The 22,753-nt window shown below is 69.5% G+C and carries 19 protein-coding genes; 17 read left to right on the top strand and 2 right to left on the bottom strand.

Annotated features, from left to right (window positions below):
* Nucleotides 1-15: 15 nt before the first annotated feature.
* Together OHB49_RS07515 and galE are read right to left on the bottom strand one after the other, a co-directional pair.
* On the bottom strand, nucleotides 16-957 hold the full coding sequence (locus tag OHB49_RS07515) for a cation diffusion facilitator family transporter (protein ID WP_329158932.1): 942 nt from the start codon (nucleotides 955-957) through the stop codon (nucleotides 16-18).
* Between the two features lie 165 nt (nucleotides 958-1,122).
* Nucleotides 1,123-2,106, bottom strand: coding sequence for a UDP-glucose 4-epimerase GalE (galE, locus tag OHB49_RS07510; RefSeq protein WP_329158931.1), 984 nt, complete (start codon nucleotides 2,104-2,106; stop codon nucleotides 1,123-1,125).
* Between the two features lie 261 nt (nucleotides 2,107-2,367).
* On the opposite strand from galE, the gene OHB49_RS07505 reads away from it, so the two are divergent.
* The 17 genes from OHB49_RS07505 (at nucleotide 2,368) to OHB49_RS07425 (ending at nucleotide 22,701) form a co-directional block, all read left to right on the top strand.
* Entirely contained in the window at nucleotides 2,368-4,206 is a 1,839-nt protein-coding gene (locus tag OHB49_RS07505; RefSeq protein WP_329166391.1) for a DUF5941 domain-containing protein, read from the top strand.
* Nucleotides 4,203-4,940 (top strand): phosphocholine cytidylyltransferase family protein, encoded by a 738-nt coding sequence (locus tag OHB49_RS07500; protein WP_030979776.1) that lies wholly within the window; start codon nucleotides 4,203-4,205, stop codon nucleotides 4,938-4,940. Before OHB49_RS07505 ends, OHB49_RS07500 begins: the two co-directional genes overlap by 4 nt.
* Complete coding sequence (locus tag OHB49_RS07495) at nucleotides 4,928-5,989, top strand: iron-containing alcohol dehydrogenase family protein (protein WP_030979777.1); 1,062 nt, start codon at nucleotides 4,928-4,930, stop codon at nucleotides 5,987-5,989. The genes OHB49_RS07500 and OHB49_RS07495 overlap by 13 nt, the downstream gene beginning before the upstream one ends.
* Nucleotides 5,967-6,746, top strand: a complete 780-nt coding sequence (locus OHB49_RS07490; RefSeq protein WP_078853068.1) for a CDP-alcohol phosphatidyltransferase family protein — start codon at nucleotides 5,967-5,969, stop codon at nucleotides 6,744-6,746. Before OHB49_RS07495 ends, OHB49_RS07490 begins: the two co-directional genes overlap by 23 nt.
* Nucleotides 6,743-7,627, top strand: a complete 885-nt coding sequence (locus tag OHB49_RS07485) for a glycosyltransferase family 2 protein (protein ID WP_030979779.1) — start codon at nucleotides 6,743-6,745, stop codon at nucleotides 7,625-7,627. Before OHB49_RS07490 ends, OHB49_RS07485 begins: the two co-directional genes overlap by 4 nt.
* A 107-nt stretch (nucleotides 7,628-7,734) precedes the next feature.
* Complete coding sequence (locus OHB49_RS07480; RefSeq protein WP_329158929.1) at nucleotides 7,735-8,664, top strand: ABC transporter permease; 930 nt, start codon at nucleotides 7,735-7,737, stop codon at nucleotides 8,662-8,664.
* Entirely contained in the window at nucleotides 8,657-9,442 is a 786-nt protein-coding gene (locus OHB49_RS07475; protein ID WP_313940238.1) for an ABC transporter ATP-binding protein, read from the top strand. Before OHB49_RS07480 ends, OHB49_RS07475 begins: the two co-directional genes overlap by 8 nt.
* A gap of 445 nt (nucleotides 9,443-9,887) precedes the next feature.
* Nucleotides 9,888-10,808 (top strand): squalene synthase HpnC, encoded by a 921-nt coding sequence (gene hpnC / locus OHB49_RS07470; protein ID WP_329158928.1) that lies wholly within the window; start codon nucleotides 9,888-9,890, stop codon nucleotides 10,806-10,808.
* Between the two features lie 29 nt (nucleotides 10,809-10,837).
* The gene (hpnD, locus tag OHB49_RS07465) at nucleotides 10,838-11,758 is read left to right on the top strand and encodes a presqualene diphosphate synthase HpnD (protein WP_313941741.1); all 921 of its coding nucleotides are present in this window, start codon (nucleotides 10,838-10,840) and stop codon (nucleotides 11,756-11,758) included.
* A 172-nt stretch (nucleotides 11,759-11,930) separates the two neighbouring features.
* On the top strand, nucleotides 11,931-13,319 hold the full coding sequence (gene hpnE, locus OHB49_RS07460) for a hydroxysqualene dehydroxylase HpnE (protein WP_030979784.1): 1,389 nt from the start codon (nucleotides 11,931-11,933) through the stop codon (nucleotides 13,317-13,319).
* Complete coding sequence (locus tag OHB49_RS07455) at nucleotides 13,316-14,419, top strand: polyprenyl synthetase family protein (RefSeq protein ID WP_030979785.1); 1,104 nt, start codon at nucleotides 13,316-13,318, stop codon at nucleotides 14,417-14,419. Before hpnE ends, OHB49_RS07455 begins: the two co-directional genes overlap by 4 nt.
* Before the next feature lie 104 nt (nucleotides 14,420-14,523).
* Nucleotides 14,524-16,524 (top strand): squalene--hopene cyclase, encoded by a 2,001-nt coding sequence (gene shc, locus OHB49_RS07450; protein WP_329158926.1) that lies wholly within the window; start codon nucleotides 14,524-14,526, stop codon nucleotides 16,522-16,524.
* Nucleotides 16,524-17,183, top strand: a complete 660-nt coding sequence (locus OHB49_RS07445) for a phosphorylase family protein (RefSeq protein ID WP_329158924.1) — start codon at nucleotides 16,524-16,526, stop codon at nucleotides 17,181-17,183. The genes shc and OHB49_RS07445 overlap by 1 nt, the downstream gene beginning before the upstream one ends.
* A 5-nt stretch (nucleotides 17,184-17,188) precedes the next feature.
* Entirely contained in the window at nucleotides 17,189-18,208 is a 1,020-nt protein-coding gene (gene hpnH / locus OHB49_RS07440; protein ID WP_327127806.1) for an adenosyl-hopene transferase HpnH, read from the top strand.
* A gap of 4 nt (nucleotides 18,209-18,212) precedes the next feature.
* On the top strand, nucleotides 18,213-19,379 hold the full coding sequence (gene ispG, locus OHB49_RS07435) for a flavodoxin-dependent (E)-4-hydroxy-3-methylbut-2-enyl-diphosphate synthase (protein WP_329158920.1): 1,167 nt from the start codon (nucleotides 18,213-18,215) through the stop codon (nucleotides 19,377-19,379).
* Nucleotides 19,380-19,405: 26 nt separating this feature from the next.
* A complete protein-coding gene (dxs, locus tag OHB49_RS07430) occupies nucleotides 19,406-21,307 on the top strand; it encodes a 1-deoxy-D-xylulose-5-phosphate synthase (RefSeq protein ID WP_329158919.1) in 1,902 nt (633 codons plus the stop codon).
* Nucleotides 21,304-22,701 (top strand): aspartate aminotransferase family protein, encoded by a 1,398-nt coding sequence (locus tag OHB49_RS07425; RefSeq protein WP_329158917.1) that lies wholly within the window; start codon nucleotides 21,304-21,306, stop codon nucleotides 22,699-22,701. Before dxs ends, OHB49_RS07425 begins: the two co-directional genes overlap by 4 nt.
* The last annotated feature ends 52 nt before the right edge of the window (nucleotides 22,702-22,753 follow it).

The raw sequence follows: 22,753 nt of genomic DNA, 5'->3' as shown, positions 1-22,753 counted from the left end.
CCCCCGAGGGGCTGTTCAGTGACAGAGCTTGGCCTCGTGCTCCGCATGACCGATGGGTTCGAGCTGGAATGTGCAGTGCTCGACATCGAAGTGGACACCGAGGCAGCCCTGCAGTTCGTGCAGCAGCTTCTCGTGACCCACCGAGTCGAGCAGTTCCTGGTGCACCACCACATGGGCGGAGAGCACCGGCATGCCCGAGGTGATGGTCCAGGCGTGCAGGTCGTGGACGTCCAGCACCCCGGGCAGGGCGGTGATGTGGGCTCGTACCTCTCCCATGTCGACCCCCTTCGGGGCCGACTCCAGCAGCACACCGAGTGTCTCCCGGAGCAGCTTCACCGTGCGGGGGACGATCATCAGGCCGATCAGCAGCGAGGCGACCGGGTCGGCGGCCTGCCAGCCGGTCGCCAGGATGATGCCCGCGGAGACGAGCACGGTGACCGAGCCGAGCGTGTCCGCCAGCACCTCCAGGTAGGCGCCGCGCACATTGAGGCTCTCCTTCTGTCCGCGCATCAGCAGCGACAGGGAGATCATGTTGGCGACGAGGCCGAGCAGCGCGAAGACGATCGTCAGGCCGCCCCGGGTCTCGGTCGGTGTGATGAAGCGCTCGACCGCCTCGAACAGCAGATAGCCGCCGACCCCGAGCAGCAGCAGACAGTTGGCCAGAGCGGCGAGGATCTCCGCCCGGGCGTAGCCGAAGGTGAGGTGGAGTCCGGCCGGCTTGTTGGCGAAGTGGATCGCCAGCAGCGCCATGCCGAGCCCCAGTGCGTCGGTCGCCATATGGGCGGCGTCGGCGATCAACGCCAGCGAGTCCGAGAGCAGACCGCCGACGATCTCCAGGACCATCACGGTGAGCGTGATGCAGAGCGCGACCCGCAGTCGCCCCTTGTACGCGGCGGCCGCGGTGCCGGTCGGCGGCGGCCCCCCGTGTGTGTGTCCGTGATCGTGCCCAGCCCCCATGGGGACGCCTCCGGTCGTCTCGCGGACCCGGGCCCGTATCGGCCCGAGAAGGCCAGTGAACTACGGGTGGGGGGTATCGGGCAACACGGCACTGAACACCGTTGTCAACTGCTCTGACCTGCGGAAATGGTCGCAGGTCAGAGCGGTTGGGCGATCATGCGCGGGTCATGCGCCGAGCGCCTGGGGGTGGCGCAGACACCAGCCCTCCCAGGCCGACTCGACCATCTCCCGCACCCCGCGGCGGGCCGTCCAGCCCAGCTCCTCGGACATACGCGTGGCGGAGGCGACGGCCCTGGCCGCGTCGCCGGCCCGGCGCGGCTCGGCCTCCGGCTTGATGCGGTGGCCGGTGATCTCGCCCACCAGATCGGCGAGCTCGCGCACCGAGACGCCCTCGCCGCGGCCGATGTTCACGGTCAGGTCCGCGGGACCGCCCTGCTCGCTCAGCCTGCGGGCCACCGCGAGATGCGCGTCGGCGAGGTCGGCGACATGGATGTAGTCGCGGATGCAGGTCCCGTCCGGCGTCGGATAGTCGTCGCCGAAGATCCGCGGGGCCTCGCCGCGGGTCAGCCGGTCGAAGAACATCGGAATGACATTGAAGACACCGGTGTCCGACAGTTCCGGTTCGGCTGCTCCCGCCACATTGAAGTAGCGCAGACAGCCGGTGGACAGGGAGTGCGCCTTCCCGGCCGCCCGGACCAGCCACTCCCCGGCGAGCTTCGTCTCACCGTACGGATTGATCGGGGCGCAGGGGGTCTCCTCGGTGATGAGCTCCGCGTCCGGTACGCCGTACACCGCGGCCGATGAGGAGAAGACGAAGCGCTGCACACCGGCCGCGACGACGGCCTCGAGCAGAACCGCGAGCCCCGAGACGTTCTCCCGGTAGTAGAGCAGAGGCTTCTCGACGGACTCTCCGACCTGCTTCTTCGCTGCGAGATGCACCACACCGGTCACGGCGTTCTCGGCGAGCACCCGGTCGAGCAGTGTGCGGTCGGCGGCCGAGCCGCGGATCAGCGGTACATCGGCCGGGAGCCGGTCGGGAATGCCGGTGGAGAGGTCGTCCAGGACGACCACCCGCTCCCCGGCGCCCGTCATGGCACGCACCACATGTGCCCCGATATATCCCGCTCCGCCTGTGATCAGCCATGTCATGTCTGTCAGCCTAGGTCCATGCAACCGTGGGCCATCAGCCGAGGCCGGGGCCGTGGCCACCGCGGTTTGTCGGGCGAGGCAGGGATCGACGATGATGATCGCGGGCGGCGCCGCATCATGGCGGCCCACCCCGAACGGAACATAAACGGGCGGTGAACTCCCGCTTCCGTTCATCAGATAGCCTCTGCCGACGTGCCGCCGGCCCGCATCCGGGCCGCACTGTCGCGCGCCGTCCCTGTCAGCACCAAGGAGTGAGTTCGTCTGTCGACCGCCATCCTCACCGGTGCGCCGGTACCCGGGTCGTCGCTCGAGGACGATCTGAGGTCGCTGGGCTTCGACGTACAGGCCGCCGCTGATGTCACCGAAGCCGCGGAGCTGCTCGCCGCGGCTCCCGCCGACGTCCGCGTCGCCCTGGTCGACCCCCGGTTCGTCGGGCATGTTCACGCCCTCCGACTCGGACTGACCGACCCCCGCTTTCCCGCCGTCACCGTGCCCGGTGCACTCACCGCGCAGCCGGAGGCGCGTGCCGCGCTCGTCCAGGCCCTGCGCAGCACCGCTGCGGCAGTCGGCGCGGGCGTCCCTGTGGGACGGGCCGGCGGCGCGGACACCGTGCCCGTCACCGACCGCACCGTGCCCGGCCGCATCGCCGTCGCACTGGAGGCCGAGGGCACAGCCGTGCAGCGCCCCGAGCTCGGCTCGCTCGTCGCCGCCGTGCCCGCCGACCAGGCCGCCCGCGCCACCGCGCAGTCCGCCGTGGCCGCGGTCGACGACGAGGCGGTGCGGCTGCGCAGCGCCGTGAAGGCCCGCGACGGCTTCGTCACCACGTTCTTCATCAGCCCGTACTCGCGCTACATCGCGCGCTGGTGCGCGCGCCGCGGCCTCACCCCGAACCAGGTCACCACCGCCTCCCTGCTCACCGCGCTGATCGCGGCGGGCTGCGCGGCCACCGGTAGCCGCGGCGGCTACATCGCCGCAGGGCTGCTGCTGCTCTTTTCGTTCGTCCTGGACTGCACCGACGGGCAGCTCGCCCGTTACTCGCTGCAGTACTCGACGATGGGGGCCTGGCTGGACGCCACGTTCGACCGGGCCAAGGAGTACGCGTACTACGCGGGACTGGCGCTCGGCGCCGCCCGCAACGGCGACGACGTATGGGCGCTCGCGCTCGGCGCGATGGTGCTGCAGACCTGCCGCCATGTCGTCGACTTCGCGTTCAACGAGGCCAACCACGACGCGATCGCCAATTCGAGCCCGACTGCAGCGCTCTCCGACAAACTCGACAGCGTCGGCTGGACGGTCTGGCTGCGCCGGATGATCGTGCTGCCGATCGGTGAGCGGTGGGCGATGATCGCCGTGCTGACGGCGGTGACCACCCCGCGGATCGTCTTCTACGCCCTGCTGATCGGGTGTGCCTTCGCTGCCTGCTACACCACCGCCGGCCGCCTGCTGCGTTCGCTGACCCGCAAGGCGCAGCGCACCGACCGGGCCGCCCGGGCACTCGCCGACCTCGCGGACTCCGGGCCGCTGGCCCAGCTCATGGCGGCGCGGGGACCCCGTATCGGGAGCGGCTGGGCCGCACCGGCGGCAGCCCTCGTCGGCGCACTCGCCCTGGTCGCCGCCGCTCTGACGCAGCCGTTCGGCAGCCGGCAGATGATCGTCGCCGCGGTCTTCTACGCGGTCTGCTCAGGCGTCGCCGTGGCCCGCCCGCTCAAGGGCGCACTCGACTGGCTCGTACCCCCGATATTCAGGGCGGCGGAGTACTGCACGATCCTGGCTCTGGCCGCCCGCAGCGATGTCGATCAAGCTCTTCCTGCGGCTTTCGGGCTGGTTTCGGCCGTCGCCTACCATCACTACGACACGGTGTACCGCATTCGCGGGGGCACCGGCGCGCCGCCCCAGTGGCTGGTGCGGACGATCGGTGGGCACGAGGGCCGGACCTTGGTGGTGGCCGTACTCGCCGCCGTATTCACTCAGCATTCAGGCTTCACCGTGGCACTCACCGCTCTCGCAGTGGCCGTGGCACTGGTGGTGCTTGTCGAGTCCATCCGTTTCTGGGTCTCCTCCGGAGCACCTGCCGTTCACGACGAAGGAGAACCCGCATGATCGGCCTCGTACTCGCAGCCGGTGCCGGACGGCGTCTGCGCCCCTACACCGACACGCTTCCGAAGGCCCTCGTGCCGGTCGACGGCGAGAAGACCGTGCTCGACCTCACGCTGGCCAACTTCGCGGAGATCGGTCTCACCGAGGTCGCGATCGTCGTCGGCTACCGCAAGGAGGCCGTCTACGAGCGCAAGGCCGCGCTCGAGGCGAAGTACGGCCTGACGCTCACCCTCGTCGACAACGACAAGGCCGAGGAATGGAACAACGCCTACTCCCTGTGGTGCGCCCGTGACGTGCTCGCGCGAGGTGTGATCCTCGCCAACGGCGACACCGTGCACCCGGTCTCCGTCGAGAAGACGCTCCTCGCCGCCCGCGGCAACGGCCAGAAGATCATCCTCGCCCTCGACACGGTGAAGAACCTCGCCGACGAGGAGATGAAGGTCATCACCGACGGTGACAAGGGCGTGCGGCGCATCACCAAGCTGATGGACCCGGCCACCGCGACCGGCGAGTACATCGGCGTCACCCTCATCGAGCCCGAGGCCGCCGCGGAGCTGGCCGACGCCCTGAAGGCGACGTTCGAGCGCGACCCGGACCTGTACTACGAGGACGGCTACCAGGAGCTCGTCAACCGCGGCTTCACCGTCGACGTGGCCTCCATCGGCGAAGTGACGTGGGTCGAGATCGACAACCACGACGACCTCGCGAAGGGCCGTGAGATCGCATGCCAGTACTGAGCCGGCTCATTCCGTCGCCCGTCGTCGTCGACATCCGGCGCGGTGCCCTGGACGATCTGGCGGCCCTCCTCGCCGACCAGCGGATCTCCGCCTCCGGCAAGCTCGCCGTCGCGATCAGCGGCGGTTCCGGCCTGGCCCTGCGCGAGCGGCTCGCCCCGGCGCTGCCCGGCGCCCACTGGTACCAGGTCGCCGACGGCACGATCGACTCGGCCGTCAAGCTCGCCGACGACATCAAGGGCGACCGGTACGACGCGGTGGTCGGCCTCGGCGGCGGCAAGATCATCGACGTGGCGAAGTACGCCGCGGCGCGCGTGGGCATGCCGATGGTCGCGGTCGCGACGAACCTCTCGCACGACGGTCTCTGCTCGCCGGTCGCGACCCTGGACAACGACAACGGACGGGGTTCGTACGGCGTCCCCACCCCGATCGCCGTCGTCATCGACCTGGACATCATCCGTGAGGCGCCCACCCGCTATGTGCGCTCCGGCATCGGCGACGCGGTCTCCAACATCTCGTGCGTGGCGGACTGGGAACTCGCCCACCAGGTCAACGGCGAGGAGATCGACGGACTCGCCGCGGCCATGGCCCGGCAGGCCGGCGAGGCCGTGCTGCGCCACCCCGGCGGGGTCGGCGACGACTCCTTCCTGAAGGTGCTGGCCGAGGGCCTGGTGCTGACCGGCATCTCCATGTCGGTCGCCGGGGACTCCCGGCCGGCCTCCGGCGCCTGCCACGAGATCAACCACGCCTTCGATCTGCTGTATCCCAAGCGCGCCGCCAGCCACGGCGAACAGGTCGGCCTCGGCGCCTGCTTCGCCATGCACCTGCGGGGCGCGCGGGACGAGTCGCTGCTCATGGCGGCCGCGCTGCGTCGCCACGGGCTGCCGGTCCTGCCCGACGAGATCGGCTTCACGGCCGACGAGTTCGTCCAGGCCGTCGACTACGCCCCGCAGACGCGCCCGGGACGCTTCACGATCCTGGAACACCTCAACCTGTCCACCGACCAGATCAGGGACGCGTACGCCGACTATGCCAAGACCATCCGTAGCTGAACTCCGTCCGGTCGTTCACCCTCCGGGCGTCAAGGACCGGCGCAGCGGTGAACACTGGGCGGGCCGGCTCTACATGCGTGAGCTCTCACTGCGTGTGGACCGGTATCTGGTGAACACCAGGGTGACGCCCAACCAGCTGACCTACCTGATGACCGTCGCCGGCGTGCTCGCCGCTCCGGCCCTGCTCGTCCCGGGCATCCCTGGCGCGCTGCTCGGGGTTCTCATGGTCCAGCTCTACCTGCTGCTCGACTGCGTCGACGGCGAGCTGGCGCGCTGGAAGCAGCAGTTCTCCCTGGGCGGCGTCTACCTGGACCGTGTCGGCGCCTATCTCTGCGACGCGGCCGTGCTGGTCGGCTTCGGCCTGCGCGCCGCCGACCTGTGGGGCAGTGGACGGATCGACTGGCTCTGGGCCTTCCTGGGTACTCTCGCGGCCCTGGGCGCCATCCTGATCAAGGCGGAGACCGACCTCGTCGGGGTCGCACGTCACCAGGGCGGGCTGCCGCCGGTCAAGGAGGCCGCGTCCGAGCCGCGCTCGTCCGGCATGGCGCTCGCCCGCCGGGCCGCCGGTGCGCTCAAGTTCCACCGGCTGATCCTGTGCGTCGAGGCGTCACTGGTGATTCTGGTCGCGGCCGTCCTGGACTCGGTCCGGGACGATCTCTTCTTCAGCCGCCTCGCGGTCGCGGTCCTGGCCGGCATCGCTCTGCTGCAGACCCTTCTCCACCTCGTGTCGGTCCTGGCATCGAGCAGGCTGAAGTGAGCACGCCCATGAAGCTCGGCGCGGTCATCATCACGATGGGAAACCGTCCTGACGAGCTGCGTGCCCTCCTCGATTCGGTCGCCAAGCAGGACGGCGACCGGATCGAGACGGTGGTCGTCGGCAACGGCGCCCCCGTCCCGGACGTCCCCCCGGGCGTCCGGACGGTCGAGCTCCCCGAGAACCTGGGCATCCCCGGCGGCCGCAACGTCGGTATCGAGGCCTTCGGCCCGTCCGGCGCCGACGTCGACGCCCTGCTCTTCCTCGACGACGACGGACTGCTGCCGCTGACCGACACCGCCGAGCTGTGCCGCCAGGCGTTCGAGGAGGACCCGAAGCTGGGCATAATCAGCTTCCGGATCGCCGACCCGGACACCGGTGTCACCCAGCGCCGGCATGTCCCGCGGCTGCGCGCCGCCGACCCGATGCGGTCGTCGCGGGTGACGACCTTCCTCGGCGGCGCCAATGCCGTCCGGACCCGGGTCCTCGCCGAGGTCGGCGGGCTGCCGGGCGACTTCTTCTACGCGCACGAGGAGACCGATCTCGCCTGGCGGGCGCTGGACGCCGGCTGGATGATCGACTACCGCGCCGACATGGTGCTCAACCATCCGACCACCGCCCCGTCGCGGCACGCGGTTTACCATCGCATGGTGGCCCGTAACCGGGTCTGGCTGGCACGCCGTAATCTGCCCGCACCGCTGGTGCCGGTCTACCTGGGCGTCTGGCTGCTGCTGACCCTGCTCCGCAAGCCCTCGGGCCCCGCCCTGAAGGCGTGGTTCGGCGGATTCCGGGAAGGCTGGGCGAAGCCCTGCGGACCGCGCCGTCCGATGAGGTGGCGTACGGTATGGCGGCTGACCAGACTGGGCCGACCTCCCGTGATCTGAGAAGCTCTCCTCTGAGAGCATGAGGCGTATTTTTTTCTTTACGCGACCTGTCCGCCTGAACCGCGCCCGCGACTGGCTGCGCATCTTGAATACGAGAGTTTCATCTGGTGAGTGACACAACCCATGATGGTGCGGTCGCGCTGAGCACCCCGCCATCCGCCGACGACGGCCTGAGCGCCGCCGAGAGGGCCGAAAAGTACGGCCTGACGGTGAGCGGTGCCCGGCCCGGGCTGTTCGAGTACGTGCAGCAGCTCTGGGGGCGCCGCCACTTCATCATGGCGTTCTCCCGGGCGAAGCTGACTGCCCAGTACAGCCAGGCCAAGCTCGGCCAGCTGTGGCAGGTGGCCACGCCGCTGCTCAACGCCCTGGTCTACTTCTTGATCTTCGGGCTGATTCTGGGCACCAGAAAGGGAATGTCCCAGGAGGTATTCATCCCCTTCCTGGTGACGGGCGTATTTGTCTTCACCTTTACGCAGAGCTCGGTGATGGCGGGCGTACGGGCGATCTCCGGAAACCTCGGACTGGTCCGCGCGCTGCACTTCCCGCGCGCCTCGCTGCCCATCTCTTTCTCGCTGCAACAGCTCCAGCAGTTGTTGTACTCGATGATCGTGATGGCGGTCGTGGTGGTCGGCTTCGGCAGCTATCCGTCGCTGTCCTGGCTGCTGATCGTCCCCGCGCTCGTCATGCAGTTCGTCTTCAACACCGGTCTCGCCCTGATCATGGCCAGGCTCGGCAGCAAGACCCCGGACCTGGCCCAGCTGATGCCGTTCGTCATGCGCACCTGGATGTACGCGTCCGGTGTCATGTTCTCCATCCCGTTGATGCTGCAGGGCAAGCCTGAGTGGATCGGCAGGGTGCTGCAGTACAACCCGGCGGCCATCTACATGGACCTGATCCGCTTCGCACTGATCGATGGGTACGGCTCCGAGAACCTGCCGCCGCACGTGTGGATCGTCGGGCTCGCCTGGGCGGCCTTCATCGGCGTCGCGGGCTTTGTGTACTTCTGGAAGGCAGAGGAACGGTACGGCCGTGGCTGAGGACAACACTTCGGGGCGCGTCCCCACCGTCATCGCCGACGATGTGCACATCGTGTACCGGGTCAACGCCGGCGGCGGAGGCAAGGGCAGTGCCACCGCGGCGCTGAGCCGGATACTGCGCCGCGGCAAGGGCGAGGCGCGCGGAGTCCGTAAGGTGCACGCCGTACGCGGCGTCTCCTTCACCGCCTACCGGGGCGAGGCCATCGGTCTCATCGGCTCCAACGGCTCCGGCAAGTCGACCCTGCTGCGGGCCATCGCCGGTCTGCTGCCGACCGAGCACGGCAAGGTGTACACGGACGGCCAGCCGTCGCTGCTCGGTGTGAACGCGGCGCTGATGAGCGACCTGACCGGTGAGCGGAACGTGGTGCTCGGCGGGCTCGCGATGGGCATGACACGCGAGGAGATCCGCGAGCGCTACCAGGGGATCGTCGACTTCTCGGGCATCAACGAGAAGGGCGACTTCATCACCCTGCCGATGCGGACGTACTCCTCCGGCATGGCCGCCCGGCTGCGCTTCTCCATCGCCGCCGCCAAGAAGCACGACGTCCTCATGATCGACGAGGCGCTGGCCACCGGCGACCGCAAGTTCCAGATCCGCTCCGAGAAGCGCATCCGCGAGCTGCGCAAGGAAGCGGGCACGGTCTTCCTGGTCAGCCACAGCAACAAGTCCATCAGGGACACCTGCGACCGGGTGCTGTGGCTGGAGAAGGGCGAGCTGCTGATGGACGGCCCCACCGACGAGGTCCTCAAGGCGTACGAGCGGGAGACCGGGAAGTAGCACCCCCACCGCTCTCCGACACCGCGGCGGCCTCAGCCGGAGCACTCCGGCAGAGGCCGCTGCCGTGTCCGGATCGTGGACGCCGCGGGGGGCGTGCGCCGCGCCGACGCACGCCCGGGGAAGATCTCCTCCCGCCGGATGACGTCAATTTCCTTGTACGCGGGGAAGGTTGGCGGAGAACGCAGCGTTGTTGTAATGCGCGCTACACCCCGGCGTATGCCTGGGCGTTGTACAACGTAAGCTGTACCGGTGCTGATTCGTGGCAAGTGGGGCGATACCGCCTGGGTGTACCGCCCGTAGGTGGTCCTCCGCACTCGGGAGAGCGGGCGGCGTGTCCGGAATGGGATGTTTTGGGTCAGCAGTGTAGAACGGGAGATGTGACGGCAATGACGGAAAATCTCCAGCTCCGAGGTGTATATGCCGTCCCCGCGCCGGACGGTCAGTGGTGACCCGTACCCAGCAGGCGCGCCATGACGCCGCTGTACCCGCCACGCTCGACAAGGCCGCGGACGAGAACTTCCCCGTGGCGCCGTTCTTCCTGCCACGCGCCTGGCGTAACGATCTGATGGCGGTGTACGGCTACGCCCGCCTGGTCGACGACATCGGTGACGGCGATCTCGCCCCCGGCGGCGCCGACGCCCGCCACCTCGGGCTGGACCCCGGGCAGACCGATGACCGGCTCGCGATGCTCGACGCGTTCGAGGCGGACCTGCACAGGGTCTTCGACACCGCGGGCGACGGCCCGCGCCACCCGCTGCTGCGCGCGCTGCGCCCGACCGTGCGGCGCTGCGCCCTCACGCCCGAGCCGTTCCTCGGGCTCATCGAGGCCAACCGGCAGGACCAGAAGGTCCGGCGGTACGGGACGTACGAGGAGCTGCTCGCCTACTGCGAACTCTCCGCCAACCCGGTCGGCCGCCTGGTCCTCCAGATCACCGGCACCGCGAGCCCCGAGCGGATCCGCCGTTCCGACGCCGTCTGCACCGCCCTGCAGATCGTCGAGCACCTCCAGGACGTCACCGAGGACCTCGGCCGCGACCGGATCTATCTGCCGGCCGACGACATGGCCAGGTTCCACGTCACCGAGGGCGACCTGGCAACCCCCTCCGGGGGCGCATCGGTGCGTGCACTGGTTGCATACGAAGCAGAACGCGCCCGGAACCTGCTGAATGAAGGCACCCTCTTGGTGGGTAGCGTCCACGGCAGGCTCAAGCTGCTTCTCGCCGGATTCGTGGGAGGGGGGCGCGCCGCCCTCACCGCGATCGCGGCCGCCGGGTTCGACGTACTGCCCGGACCGCCCAAGCCCACCAAGCCCAGCTTGCTGCGCGAGGTGGGAGTTGTCTTGCGAAGAGCGCGTAGAGAGGGGTGAGCCGGACCGTGGAGGGACAGACGACGTACATGTCGGCGCCGGTACAGGCCGCATACAGTTACTGCGAGGCCGTCACCGGACAGCAGGCGCGTAACTTCGCGTACGGAATCAGGCTGCTGCCTGCCGAGAAGCGGCAGGCCATGTCGGCGTTGTACGCCTTCTCCCGCCGGGTCGACGACATCGGCGACGGCGAGCTGGAGCCGGAGACCAAGCGGCTCCGGCTGGAGAGCACCCGCACGCTGCTGGACCGGATCCGGGACGGCGCGATCGACGAGGACGACACCGACCCGGTGGCCGTCGCGCTCGCCGATGCCGCGCGCCGGTTCCCGCTGCCGCTCGGCGGGCTCGACGAACTGATCGACGGCGTGCTCATGGACGTGCGCGGCACGACGTACGAGACGTGGGACGACCTCAAGGTCTACTGCCGGTGTGTCGCAGGGGCCATCGGCCGGCTCAGCCTGGGCGTTTTCGGTACGGAACCGGGCGCACCCGGCGCCGACCGCGCCGCGGAGTACGCCGACACGCTCGGCCTCGCCCTGCAGTTGACCAACATCCTGCGCGACGTCCGCGAGGACGCGGGCAACGGGCGTACGTATCTGCCCGCCGACGACCTCGCCAAGTTCGGCTGTTCCGCCGGCTTCCACCGGGCCACCCCGCCGCCCGGCTCCGACTTCGCGGGCCTGGTCCACTTCGAGGTGCGGCGCGCCCGCACCCTCTTCGCCGAGGGCTACCGGCTGCTGCCGATGCTGGACCGTCGCAGCGGCGCCTGTGTGGCCGCCATGGCCGGTATCTACCGCCGCCTGCTCGACCGGATCGAGCGCGACCCCGAGGCGGTGCTGCGCGGCCGGGTGTCGCTGCCGGGCCACGAGAAGGCGTACGTCGCGGTGCGCGGCCTGTCGGGTCTGGACGCGCGGTACATTTCGCGCCGGACGGCCCGGGGGCGTGTCTGATGCGTAATGCAGATATCTCGCGCACCATCTGCATCACGGACGCTCGGTCCAGACTTTGGGCAACCCTGCGGTGGTCCGACGCGTCCCTGACTGAAACAGCGTGCCTGACCGAAAAGACGAGCCTGGCCGGACCGGCCGGGCCGACCGGAGCGACCCGGCGAAAGGGGGACGCGTGACCGACGAGGCCCTGCGTTCCTCCCGCGCGGTCGTGATCGGCGGCGGACTGGCCGGCATCACCGCGGCCCTCCGTCTCGCCGACGCCGGGCTTGACGTGACCCTGCTCGAAGGACGGCCGAGGCTCGGCGGACTCGCCTTCTCCTTCAAGCGCGGCGAACTGACGGTGGACAACGGTCAGCATGTCTACCTTCGCTGCTGCACCGCCTACCGCTGGTTCCTCGACCGGGTCGGCGGCGCACGCCTGGCACCCCTGCAAAACCGTTTGGACGTGCCTGTTCTCGATGTCGGACGTCCCTCGGGGCCCCGGCTCGGACGGCTGCGCCGCAACGCCCTGCCGGTGCCGTTCCACCTTGCCGCCGGGCTGGCGGGCTACCCGCATCTCTCGCTCGCCGAGCGGGCAGGTGTCGGGCGCGCCGCACTGGCGCTCGGCCGGCTCGACCCGGACGACCCGGCGCTCGACGCCATCGACTTCGGAAGCTGGCTGACCCGCCACGGGCAGTCCCCGCGCACCATCGAGGCACTCTGGGACCTCGTCGGCGTCGCCACACTCAACGCCACCGCCCCGAACTCCTCGTTGGCCCTCGCCGCGAAGGTTTTCAAGACCGGACTTCTTTCCGAGCCCGGCGCCGCCGACATCGGCTGGGCGAGCGTGCCGCTCGGCGAGGTGCACGACACGCTGACCCGCAAGGCGCTCGACTCCGTCGGCGTACGGACCGAACTGCGCACCAAGGCCGACACCGTCACCCGCTCCGCCGACGGGCGCTGGATCGTCGACACGGGCGCCGAACGGATCGAGGCGGACACCGTCGTCCTCGCCGTCCCGCAGCGCGAGACGCACGACCTGCTGCCCGAAGGCGCACTCGACGAGCCGGGCAGGCTGCTCTCCATCGGCACCTCACCGATTCTCAACGTGCACGTCGTCTACGACCGCAAGGTGCTGCGCCGCCCGTTCTTCGCCGCGCTCGGCTCCCCGGTCCAGTGGGTCTTCGACCGTACGGACGCCTCGGGGCTGACCGGCCCCGGACAGTACCTCGCGCTCTCCCAGTCCGCGGCCGACGACGAGATCGACCTGCCCGTCGCCGAGCTGCGCAGTCGCTACCTGCCCGAGCTGGAACGGCTCCTGCCGGCCGCCCGCGGAGCCGGCATCAGGGACTTCTTCGTCACCCGGGAACGCACAGCGACCTTCGCCCCCGCTCCCGGTGTCGGCCGACTGCGCCCCGGGACCCGCACCCGTGCCCCCGGCCTCTATCTGGCCGGAGCATGGACCGCCACCGGCTGGCCCGCGACGATGGAGGGCGCGGTGCGCAGCGGGTGCAGCGCCGCGGACGCCGCGCTCCGTACGCTCGGCCGCACCCATGAACTTCCGCTGCAGGAGGCGGCATGAGCAGTACCACCGGAACAAGAGGAGAGTCAGTGACCCCGGCGAATCCGGCTTTCGACACCGTGGTAGACACCGCGGACGTCACCGTGCTTCTGGAGCGCGGACGGGCCCTGTCCGCTCCGGTGCTCCGGGCCGCCGTTGACCGGCTCGCACCGCCCATGGACACCGTCGCCGCCTACCACTTCGGCTGGATCGACGCCCAGGGCCGGCCCTCCGACGGCGACGGCGGCAAGGCGGTCCGCCCGGCGCTCGCCCTGCTGTCCGCCGAGGCGGCGGGCGCTGCAGCCGAGGCCGGCATCCCCGGCGCGGTGGCCGTCGAACTCGTGCACAACTTCTCGCTGTTGCACGACGACCTGATGGACGGCGACGAGCAGCGCCGCCACCGCGACACCGTATGGAAGGTGCACGGCCCCGCGCAGGCGATCCTGGTCGGCGACGCGCTGTTCGCGCTGGCCAACGAGATCCTGCTGGAGCTCGGCACGGTCGAGGCGGGCCGCGCGGCCCGCCGGCTGACCACCGCCACCCGCAAGCTCATCGACGGGCAGGCCCAGGACATCTCCTACGAGCACCGCGAGCGGGTCACCGTCGAGGAGTGCCTGGAGATGGAGGGCAACAAGACGGGCGCCCTGCTCGCCTGCGCCGTCTCCATCGGTGCGGTGCTCGGCGGCGCCGACGACCGTACCGCCGACACCCTGGAGGCGTACGGCTACCACCTCGGCCTCGCCTTCCAGGCCATCGATGATCTGCTCGGTATCTGGGGCGACCCGGAGTCCACCGGCAAGCAGACCTGGAGCGATCTGCGTCAGCGCAAGAAGTCCCTGCCGGTCGTCGCCGCGCTCGCCGCGGGCGGACCGGCCTCGGAGCGCCTCGGCGAGCTGCTCGCCGCGGACGCCAAGAGCACCGACTTCGACAGCTTCTCCGAGGAGGAGTTCGCCGCCCGGGCGGCGCTCATCGAGGAGGCGGGCGGCCGCGAGTGGACCGCCCAGGAGGCCCGTCGGCAGCATGCGGTCGCCATCGAGGCGCTGCACGGTGTCGACATGCCGGAAACCGTGCGTGCGCAGCTCACGGCGCTCGCGGACTTCGTCGTCGTACGAAAGAGATGATCATCATTCGCATATGACTCGCAGTCGCCGGTCGGCGCCCTCGAAGGGCGCCGACCGACGGAGACCCCAGCACAGCAGAGGACCAACTGCACGAAGGGGAAGCCATGACAGCGACGACCGACGGAAGCACCGGGGCTCTTGACCCCCGCGCAGCCTCGGCCAGCGAACCGACCGAATCAACCATCGCCGCGGACGACGTGCTCGCCGCCGCGCGGCGGGCCGCGGAACGCTCGGTGGAGCATCTCCTCGGCAGACAGGACGACCAGGGCTGGTGGAAGGGCGACCTCGCCACCAACGTCACCATGGACGCCGAGGATCTGCTGCTCCGCCAGTTCCTCGGCATTCAGGACCCGGCCACCGTCGAGTCGGCCGCCCGCTTCATCCGCGGCGAACAGCTCGGCGACGGCACCTGGGCCACCTTCCACGGAGGGCCGGGCGAACTCTCCACCACCATCGAGGCGTACGTCGCGCTGCGGCTGGCCGGAGACCGGCCGGACGATCCGCACATGGCCCGCGCCTCGCGGTGGATCAGGGAGCAGGGTGGCATCGCCGAGAGCCGCGTCTTCACCCGGATCTGGCTGGCCCTGTTCGGCTGGTGGAAATGGGACGACCTGCCCGAGCTCCCACCGGAGCTGATGTTCTTCCCGAAGTGGGTCCCGCTCAACATCTACGACTTCGGCTGCTGGGCCCGGCAGACGATTGTGCCGCTGACCGTCGTCTCGGCGAAGCGTCCGGTACGGCCCGCGCCCTTCGCCCTCGACGAGCTGCACGCCGACCCGCTCGTCCCCAACCCACCCAAACGCCGTGCCCCGGCGGCCAGTTGGGACGGCGTCTTCCAACGCCTCGACAAGGCGCTGCACGTCTACCACAAGGTGGCCCCGCGCCGGCTGCGCCGGATCGCCATGAATGCGGCAGCGCGCTGGATCATCGAACGCCAGGAGAACGACGGCTGCTGGGGCGGCATCCAGCCGCCCGCCGTGTACTCCGTCATCGCCCTGCATCTCCTCGGTTACGACCTCGACCACCCGGTGATGCGGGCCGGCCTGGACTCGCTGAACCGGTTCGCCATCTGGCGCGAGGACGGCGCCCGCATGATCGAGGCCTGCCAGTCACCGGTCTGGGACACCTGCCTCGCCACCATCGCGCTTGCCGATGCCGGAGTCAGGCCGGACCATCCTGCGCTCGTGAAAGCGGCGGACTGGATGCTCGGCGAGGAGATCGTCAGGCCCGGCGACTGGTCCGTGCGTCGACCTCAACTCGACCCGGGCGGATGGGCGTTCGAGTTCCACAACGACAACTACCCGGACATTGACGACACCGCCGAGGTGGTCCTCGCGCTGCGCCGGGTCCGGCATCCGAATCCGGCAGGTGTCGAGGCCGCCATCGAACGCGGGGTGCGCTGGAACCTCGGCATGCAGTCCCGCAACGGGGCCTGGGGCGCATTCGACGCCGACAACACCAGCCCGTTCCCCAACCGGCTGCCCTTCTGTGACTTCGGCGAGGTCATCGATCCGCCGTCCGCCGATGTCACCGGACACGTGGTGGAGATGCTCGCCATGGAGGGGCGGTCCGATCACCCCGCCACCCGGCGCGGCATCGAGTGGCTGCTTGCCGAACAGGAGGCGAGCGGTGCCTGGTTCGGCCGTTGGGGCGTCAACTACGTGTACGGAACAGGGTCGGTGGTGCCCGCCCTGGTCGCTGCCGGGCTGCCCGCTGCCCATCCGGCGATCCGCCGGGCGGTCGGCTGGCTGGAGTCCGTGCAGAACGACGACGGCGGCTGGGGCGAGGACCTGCGCTCGTACCAGGAGGAGAAGTGGATCGGGAACGGTGCGTCGACCGCGTCCCAGACCGCCTGGGCCCTCCTCGCCCTCCTCGCTGCCGGCCGGCGCGAGAGCACGGCGGTGACCCGGGGCATCGCCTGGCTGACCGAGGCCCAGCAGGCCGACGGATCCTGGGACGAGCCGTACTTCACCGGCACCGGGTTCCCCTGGGACTTCTCCATCAACTACCACCTCTACCGGCAGGTCTTCCCGCTCACCGCACTCGGGCGGTACGTGTACGGCGACCCGTTCGCCGACCGCACGGCCGTCCGGGAGGGGGCCTGATGGGCGATGCACCGGGGCCGTCCGGCCCCGCGGGGCCGCTGCTGATCGCCTGCGCGCTCGGTATCGAGCAACTCGCCCTGCGCAGTGGCAGAGGAAAGGCGGGCGACGCCCCGGGCCAGGTGACCGTGCTCCGTACGGGCATGGGCCCGAAAGCCGCCGAGACGGCCGTGGCGCACGCGCTCGGCCAGGACCCGGCGCTCGGCGCCGCGGTCATCGCCTCCGGGTTCTGTGCCGGGCTCGCGCCCGGCATGCACCCGGGAGACCTGGTGGTCGCCGACGAGACCCGGGAGGCCGGCGACTCGACGCCCTGCACCGGTGCGGGTCTGCTCGCCGAGGCACTCGCCAGGACGGTGCCGGGCCGCACCGTCCACACCGGTCCGCTGACCGGCTCCGACCATGTCGTGCGCGGACATGAGCGGGCCGAACTGCGGGCCACCGGAGCGATCGCTGTGGACATGGAGTCCGCCGCCACCCTTCGTACCGCCCTGCGCACCGGGGTACGCCCCGTTGCGGCCGTACGGGTGGTCGTGGACGCTCCGGAGCACGAGCTCGTCCGCATCGGCACGGTACGCGGTGGAATATCGGCTTTCCGTGTTCTCCGTGCTGTCCTGCCGGCTTTCTATGAATGGCACCGATCTTTGCTGCTCCCCAGGAGGTGAGCTAGATGGCCATGCCGCTCCGTCAGACCATCAAGGTTGCGACGTACCTCGTTGAACAGAAGCTCCGCAAGCGGGACAAATTCCCGCTCATTGTCGAGCTGGAGCCTTTGTTCGCCTGCAATCTGGCGTGCGAGGGCTGCGGAAAGATCCAGCATCCGGCCGGAGTGCTCAAGCAGCGGATGCCGGTGGCCCAGGCCGTCGGCGCGGTGCTGGAATCGGGTGCCCCGATGGTGTCCATCGCGGGCGGTGAACCCCTGATGCACCCGCAGATCGACGAAATCGTGCGGCAGCTGGTGGCGCGGAAGAAGTACGTCTTCCTCTGCACCAATGCGATGCTGCTGCGCAAGAAGATGGAGAAATTCACCCCGTCCCCGTTCTTCGCCTTCGCCGTGCACATCGACGGTCTGCGTGAGCGGCATGACGAATCGGTGGCCAAGGAAGGCGTGTTCGACGAGGCGGTGGCGGCGATCAAGGAGGCCAAGCGGCGCGGCTTCCGGGTCACCACGAACTCCACCTTCTTCAACACCGACACCCCGCAGACCGTCATCGAGGTCCTGAACTACCTCAATGACGACCTGAAGGTCGACGAGATGATGATCTCGCCCGCCTACGCGTACGAGAAGGCTCCCGACCAGGAGCACTTCCTCGGCGTCGAGCAGACCCGCGAGCTCTTCAAGAAGTCCTTCGCGGGCGGTAACCGGGCCCGCTGGCGGCTGAACCACTCGCCGCTCTTCCTGGACTTCCTCGAGGGCAAGGCGGACTTCCCGTGCACGGCCTGGGCGATCCCCAACTACTCGCTCTTCGGCTGGCAGCGGCCCTGCTATCTGATGAGCGACGGGTACGTCCCTACGTACCGGGAACTCATCGAGGAGACCGACTGGGACAAGTACGGCCGCGGCAAGGATCCGCGCTGCGCCAACTGCATGGCGCACTGCGGCTACGAGCCCACTGCCGTCCTCGCCACGATGGGCTCTCTCAAGGAGTCCCTGCGTGCCGCGCGCGAGACCGTCGCCGGGAGCCGGTGACGTCATGACCACTGGAGAACCAGTCGCACTGGGTCTCCCCGAGCTGCCGGCCCGGCCGCTCGCGGTGCGCCGCCCCTCGCGGCGCATCCAGGTCGGGTCGGTGGCGGTCGGTGGGGATGCGCCGGTGTCGGTGCAGTCGATGACCACGACCCGGACGTCGGACGTCGGTGCGACGTTGCAGCAGATCGCGGAGCTGACGGCGTCGGGCTGTCAGATCGTGCGGGTTGCGTGTCCGACGCAGGATGATGCGGATGCGCTTGCGACGATTGCGCGTAAGTCGCAGATTCCGGTGATCGCGGATATTCATTTCCAGCCGAAGTATGTGTTCGCGGCGATTGATGCGGGCTGTGCTGCGGTGCGGGTGAATCCGGGGAACATCAAGCAGTTCGATGACAAGGTGAAGGAGATCGCGCGGGCGGCGAACGATGCGGGGACGCCGATCCGGATCGGTGTGAATGCGGGTTCGTTGGATGCGCGGTTGTTGAGGAAGTACGGGAAGGCGACGCCTGAGGCTCTGGTGGAGTCGGCGTTGTGGGAGGCGTCGCTGTTCGAGGAGCACGGGTTCCGGGACATCAAGATCTCGGTGAAGCACAACGATCCGGTGGTGATGGTGAATGCGTACCGTCAGCTGGCGGCTCAGTGTGATTACCCGTTGCATCTGGGGGTGACGGAGGCGGGGCCGGCGTTCCAGGGGACGATCAAGTCCGCGGTGGCGTTCGGTGCGTTGTTGAGTGAGGGGATCGGGGACACGATCCGGGTGTCGTTGTCGGCGCCGCCGGCCGAGGAGGTCAAGGTCGGTCTGCAGATTCTGGAGTCGTTGAATCTGAAGCAGCGGCGGTTGGAGATCGTGTCGTGTCCGTCGTGCGGTCGTGCGCAGGTGGATGTGTACAAGCTGGCGGATCAGGTGTCTGCGGGTCTTGAGGGCATGGAGGTGCCGTTGCGGGTTGCCGTGATGGGCTGTGTCGTCAATGGTCCGGGTGAGGCCCGTGAGGCGGATCTGGGTGTGGCGTCGGGGAACGGCAAGGGTCAGATCTTCGTCAAGGGCGAGATCATCAAGACGGTTCCCGAGTCGAAGATCGTCGAGACGCTCATCGAGGAAGCCCTGAAGATCGCCGAGGGCATGGAAGACGCGGGGACGCCATCAGGGGTTCCCGCCGTCACCGTGAGCTGAAACAGGACCGGAGAGGGGGCCCGAGCGTGACCATTCTGGAGACCATTCGGGGGCCGCACGACCTGAAGGCACTGAGCGGACCGGAACTCGGTGAACTCGCCGAGGACATCAGGAAGTTCCTGATCGAGGCGGTGGCCAGGACCGGCGGCCATCTGGGGCCCAACCTGGGGGTGGTGGAGCTGTCCATCGCCCTGCACCGGGCCTTCGACTCACCCGTGGACCGCATCCTGTGGGACACCGGGCACCAGAGCTACGTACACAAACTGCTCACCGGGCGGCAGGACTTCTCCAAGCTGCGCGGGAGGGGCGGCCTGTCCGGCTACCCGTCGCGCGAGGAGTCCGCGCACGACGTCATCGAGAACTCGCACGCCTCGACCGCGCTCGGCTGGGCGGACGGCCTGGCCAAGGCGAACGAGGTGCTCGGCCGCCCCCACCATGTCGTCGCCGTCATCGGGGACGGGGCGCTCACCGGCGGCATGGCGTGGGAGGCGCTCAACAACATCGCGGCGGCCAGGGACCGGCCGCTGATCATCGTGGTGAACGACAACGAGCGTTCGTACGGCCCGACCATAGGCGGCCTCGCCGACCACCTCGCCACCCTCCGTACCACCGACGGATACGAGCGCTTCCTGTCGTGGGGCAAGGACGTCCTGCAGCGCACACCCGTCGTCGGACAGCCGCTGTACGAGTCGCTGCACGGCGCGAAGAAGGGGTTCAAGGACGCCTTCGCCCCGCAGGGCATGTTCGAGGACCTGGGGCTCAAGTACGTCGGGCCGGTCGACGGGCACGACATCGCGGCCGTCGAGTCCGCGCTCAGCCGGGCGAAACGCTTCCACGGCCCGGTGCTGGTGCACTGCCTCACCGAGAAGGGCCGTGGGTACGCGCCCGCGCTGGAGGACGAGGCGGACCGGTTCCACACCGTCGGTGCGATGGACCCGCTGACCTGTGCCCCGCTCGCACCGCTCGGTAACCCGTCGTGGACCTCGGTGTTCGGGGACGAGATCGCCGAGATCGGTGCGGAGCGGCCGGACGTCGTCGCGATCACGGCGGCGATGCTGCACCCCGTCGGGCTGACGAAGTTCGCCGAGGCGTTCCCCGACCGGGTCTGGGACGTCGGGATCGCCGAGCAGCATGCGGCGGTCTCCGCGGCGGGGCTCGCCACCGGCGGGCTGCATCCGGTCGTCGCCGTCTACGCCACGTTCCTCAACCGCGCCTTCGACCAGCTCCTGATGGACGTCGCGCTGCACAGGTGCGGGGTGACGTTCGTCCTCGACCGGGCGGGTGTCACCGGCCCGGACGGTCCTTCGCACAACGGCATGTGGGACCTGTCCGTGCTCCAGGTCGTGCCCGGGCTCCGGATCGCCGCCCCGCGCGACGCCGACCGGCTTCGGGAGGAGCTGCGCGAAGCCGTCACCGTCGACGACGCGCCGACCGTGCTGCGCTTCCCGAAGGAGTCGGTGGGGGAGGCCGTCCCGGCGATCGGCCGGGTCGGTGCCATGGACGTACTGCACCGCGCCGACGACCCCCAGGTGCTCATCGTGGCGGTGGGCGTGCTTGCCTCCGTCTGTCTGCAGGCCGCCGATCTCCTTGCGGGCGGCGGGATCCGCTGCACGGTCGTCGACCCCCGCTGGGTCAAACCGGTCGACGAACAGCTCGCCCCGCTCGCCGGACGACACCGGCTGGTCGCCGTCGTCGAGGACAACAGTCGTGCGGGAGGCGTCGGTTCGGCGGTCGGACAGGCGTTGCGCGATGCCGGTGTCGACGTACCGTTGCGCACGTTCGGCATCCCCGAGCAGTTCCTCGCGCACGGCAAGCGCGCCGAGGTGCTGGCCGACATCGGACTCACACCCGTCGAGATCGCCGGCCGGATCAGTGCCGCGCTGGCCGCCAAGGCCGCAGTCGAGCGGATTGAGGAGAGCGGGGAATGAAGGACGGCGGCCCCAAGGGCTTCGATCTGGCGCAACTCCTCGCGGAACGCGGCGCCGAACGCTATGAGCTGCACACGAAATACCTCAACCACCAGCTGCCGCGGATGCTGCACACCATCGGCTTCGACAAGGTCTACGAGCGGGCCGAGGGCGCGTACTTCTGGGACGCGGACGGCAACGACTACCTCGACATGCTCGCCGGCTTCGGCGTGATGGGTCTGGGCCGCCACCACCCCGTCGTCCGCAAGGCACTGCACGACGTCCTGGACGCCTCGCTCGCCGACCTCACCCGCTTCGACTGCCAACCGCTGCCCGGGCTGCTGGCGGAGAAGCTGCTCGCGCACAGTCCGCACCTGGACCGGGTCTTCTTCGGTAACAGCGGCACCGAAGCCGTCGAGACCGCGCTGAAGTTCGCCCGGTACGCCACCGGGAAGCCGCGCGTGCTCTACTGCACCCACGCCTTCCACGGCCTGACGACCGGCTCGCTCTCGGTCAACGGCGAGTCCGGCTTCCGGGACGGCTTCGCCCCACTGCTGCCCGACACCGCCATCGAACTCGGCGACCTCGACGGGCTGCTGCGGGAACTGAAGCGTGGCGATGTGGCGGCGCTCGTCGTCGAGCCGATCCAGGGCAAGGGCGTCCACGAGGCGCCGCCCGGCTTCCTGCGCGCCGCGCAGGAGCTGCTGCACCGGCACAAGGCGCTGCTCATCGCCGACGAGGTGCAGACCGGCCTCGGCAGGACCGGTGACTTCTACGCGTACCAGCACGAGGAAGGCGTCGAACCCGATCTGGTCTGTGTCGCCAAGGCACTCTCCGGCGGCTATGTGCCGGTGGGAGCGACCCTCGGGAAGGACTGGATCTTCAGACGCGTCTATTCGTCGATGGACCGGGTTCTGGTCCACTCGGCGAGCTTCGGCTCCAACGCCCAGGCGATGGCGGCGGGGCTCGCGGTCCTCGCGGTGATGGAGGACGAGGAGACCGTCGCCAACGCCCGCCGCACCGGCGATCTGCTGCGCGAACGGCTCGCCGCGCTCATCGGGCGGTACGAGCTGCTGCACGAGGTCCGTGGCCGCGGGCTGATGATCGGCATCGAGTTCGGCCGGCCGTCCTCGCTGAAGCTGCGCAGCCGCTGGACCGTGCTCCAGGCGGCCCGCAGGGGTCTCTTCGCGCAGATGGTGGTCGTACCGCTGCTGCAGAAGCACCGGATCCTCACTCAGGTCTCCGGCGACCATCTGGAAGTGATCAAGCTGATTCCGCCGCTGGTCATCGGGGAGCCGGAGGTGGACCGGTTCGTGACCGCGTTCACCGCGGTGATGGACGACGCGCACAGTGGCGGTGGGCTGATGTGGGACTTCGGCCGGACACTGGTCAAGCAGGCGGTCGCCCACCGCTGAGCCCCACAGGATTTGCCTCGGAGGCAAGAAAATTGCCTCTGAGGCAGAATCC

Source organism: Streptomyces sp. NBC_01717 (assembly GCF_036248255.1).
In the GTDB taxonomy this organism is placed as follows: Bacteria; Actinomycetota; Actinomycetes; order Streptomycetales; family Streptomycetaceae; genus Streptomyces.
Note: the sequence above shows the minus strand (reverse complement) of the source record. Positions and strands in the feature narration are given on the sequence as shown.

What these genes read in the sequence shown, in the direction of transcription:
- OHB49_RS07515 (WP_329158932.1), bottom strand. Translation starts at nt 957, where the DNA reads ATGGGGGCTGGGCACGATCACGGACACACACACGGGGGGCCGCCGCCG.
- galE (WP_329158931.1), bottom strand. Translation starts at nt 2,106, where the DNA reads ATGACATGGCTGATCACAGGCGGAGCGGGATATATCGGGGCACATGTG.
- OHB49_RS07500 (WP_030979776.1), top strand. Translation starts at nt 4,203, where the DNA reads ATGATCGGCCTCGTACTCGCAGCCGGTGCCGGACGGCGTCTGCGCCCC.
- OHB49_RS07495 (WP_030979777.1), top strand. Translation starts at nt 4,928, where the DNA reads ATGCCAGTACTGAGCCGGCTCATTCCGTCGCCCGTCGTCGTCGACATC.
- OHB49_RS07490 (WP_078853068.1), top strand. Translation starts at nt 5,967, where the DNA reads ATGCCAAGACCATCCGTAGCTGAACTCCGTCCGGTCGTTCACCCTCCG.
- hpnD (WP_313941741.1), top strand. Translation starts at nt 10,838, where the DNA reads ATGTCGGCGCCGGTACAGGCCGCATACAGTTACTGCGAGGCCGTCACC.
- OHB49_RS07455 (WP_030979785.1), top strand. Translation starts at nt 13,316, where the DNA reads ATGAGCAGTACCACCGGAACAAGAGGAGAGTCAGTGACCCCGGCGAAT.
- shc (WP_329158926.1), top strand. Translation starts at nt 14,524, where the DNA reads ATGACAGCGACGACCGACGGAAGCACCGGGGCTCTTGACCCCCGCGCA.
- OHB49_RS07445 (WP_329158924.1), top strand. Translation starts at nt 16,524, where the DNA reads ATGGGCGATGCACCGGGGCCGTCCGGCCCCGCGGGGCCGCTGCTGATC.
- hpnH (WP_327127806.1), top strand. Translation starts at nt 17,189, where the DNA reads ATGGCCATGCCGCTCCGTCAGACCATCAAGGTTGCGACGTACCTCGTT.
- ispG (WP_329158920.1), top strand. Translation starts at nt 18,213, where the DNA reads ATGACCACTGGAGAACCAGTCGCACTGGGTCTCCCCGAGCTGCCGGCC.
- OHB49_RS07425 (WP_329158917.1), top strand. Translation starts at nt 21,304, where the DNA reads ATGAAGGACGGCGGCCCCAAGGGCTTCGATCTGGCGCAACTCCTCGCG.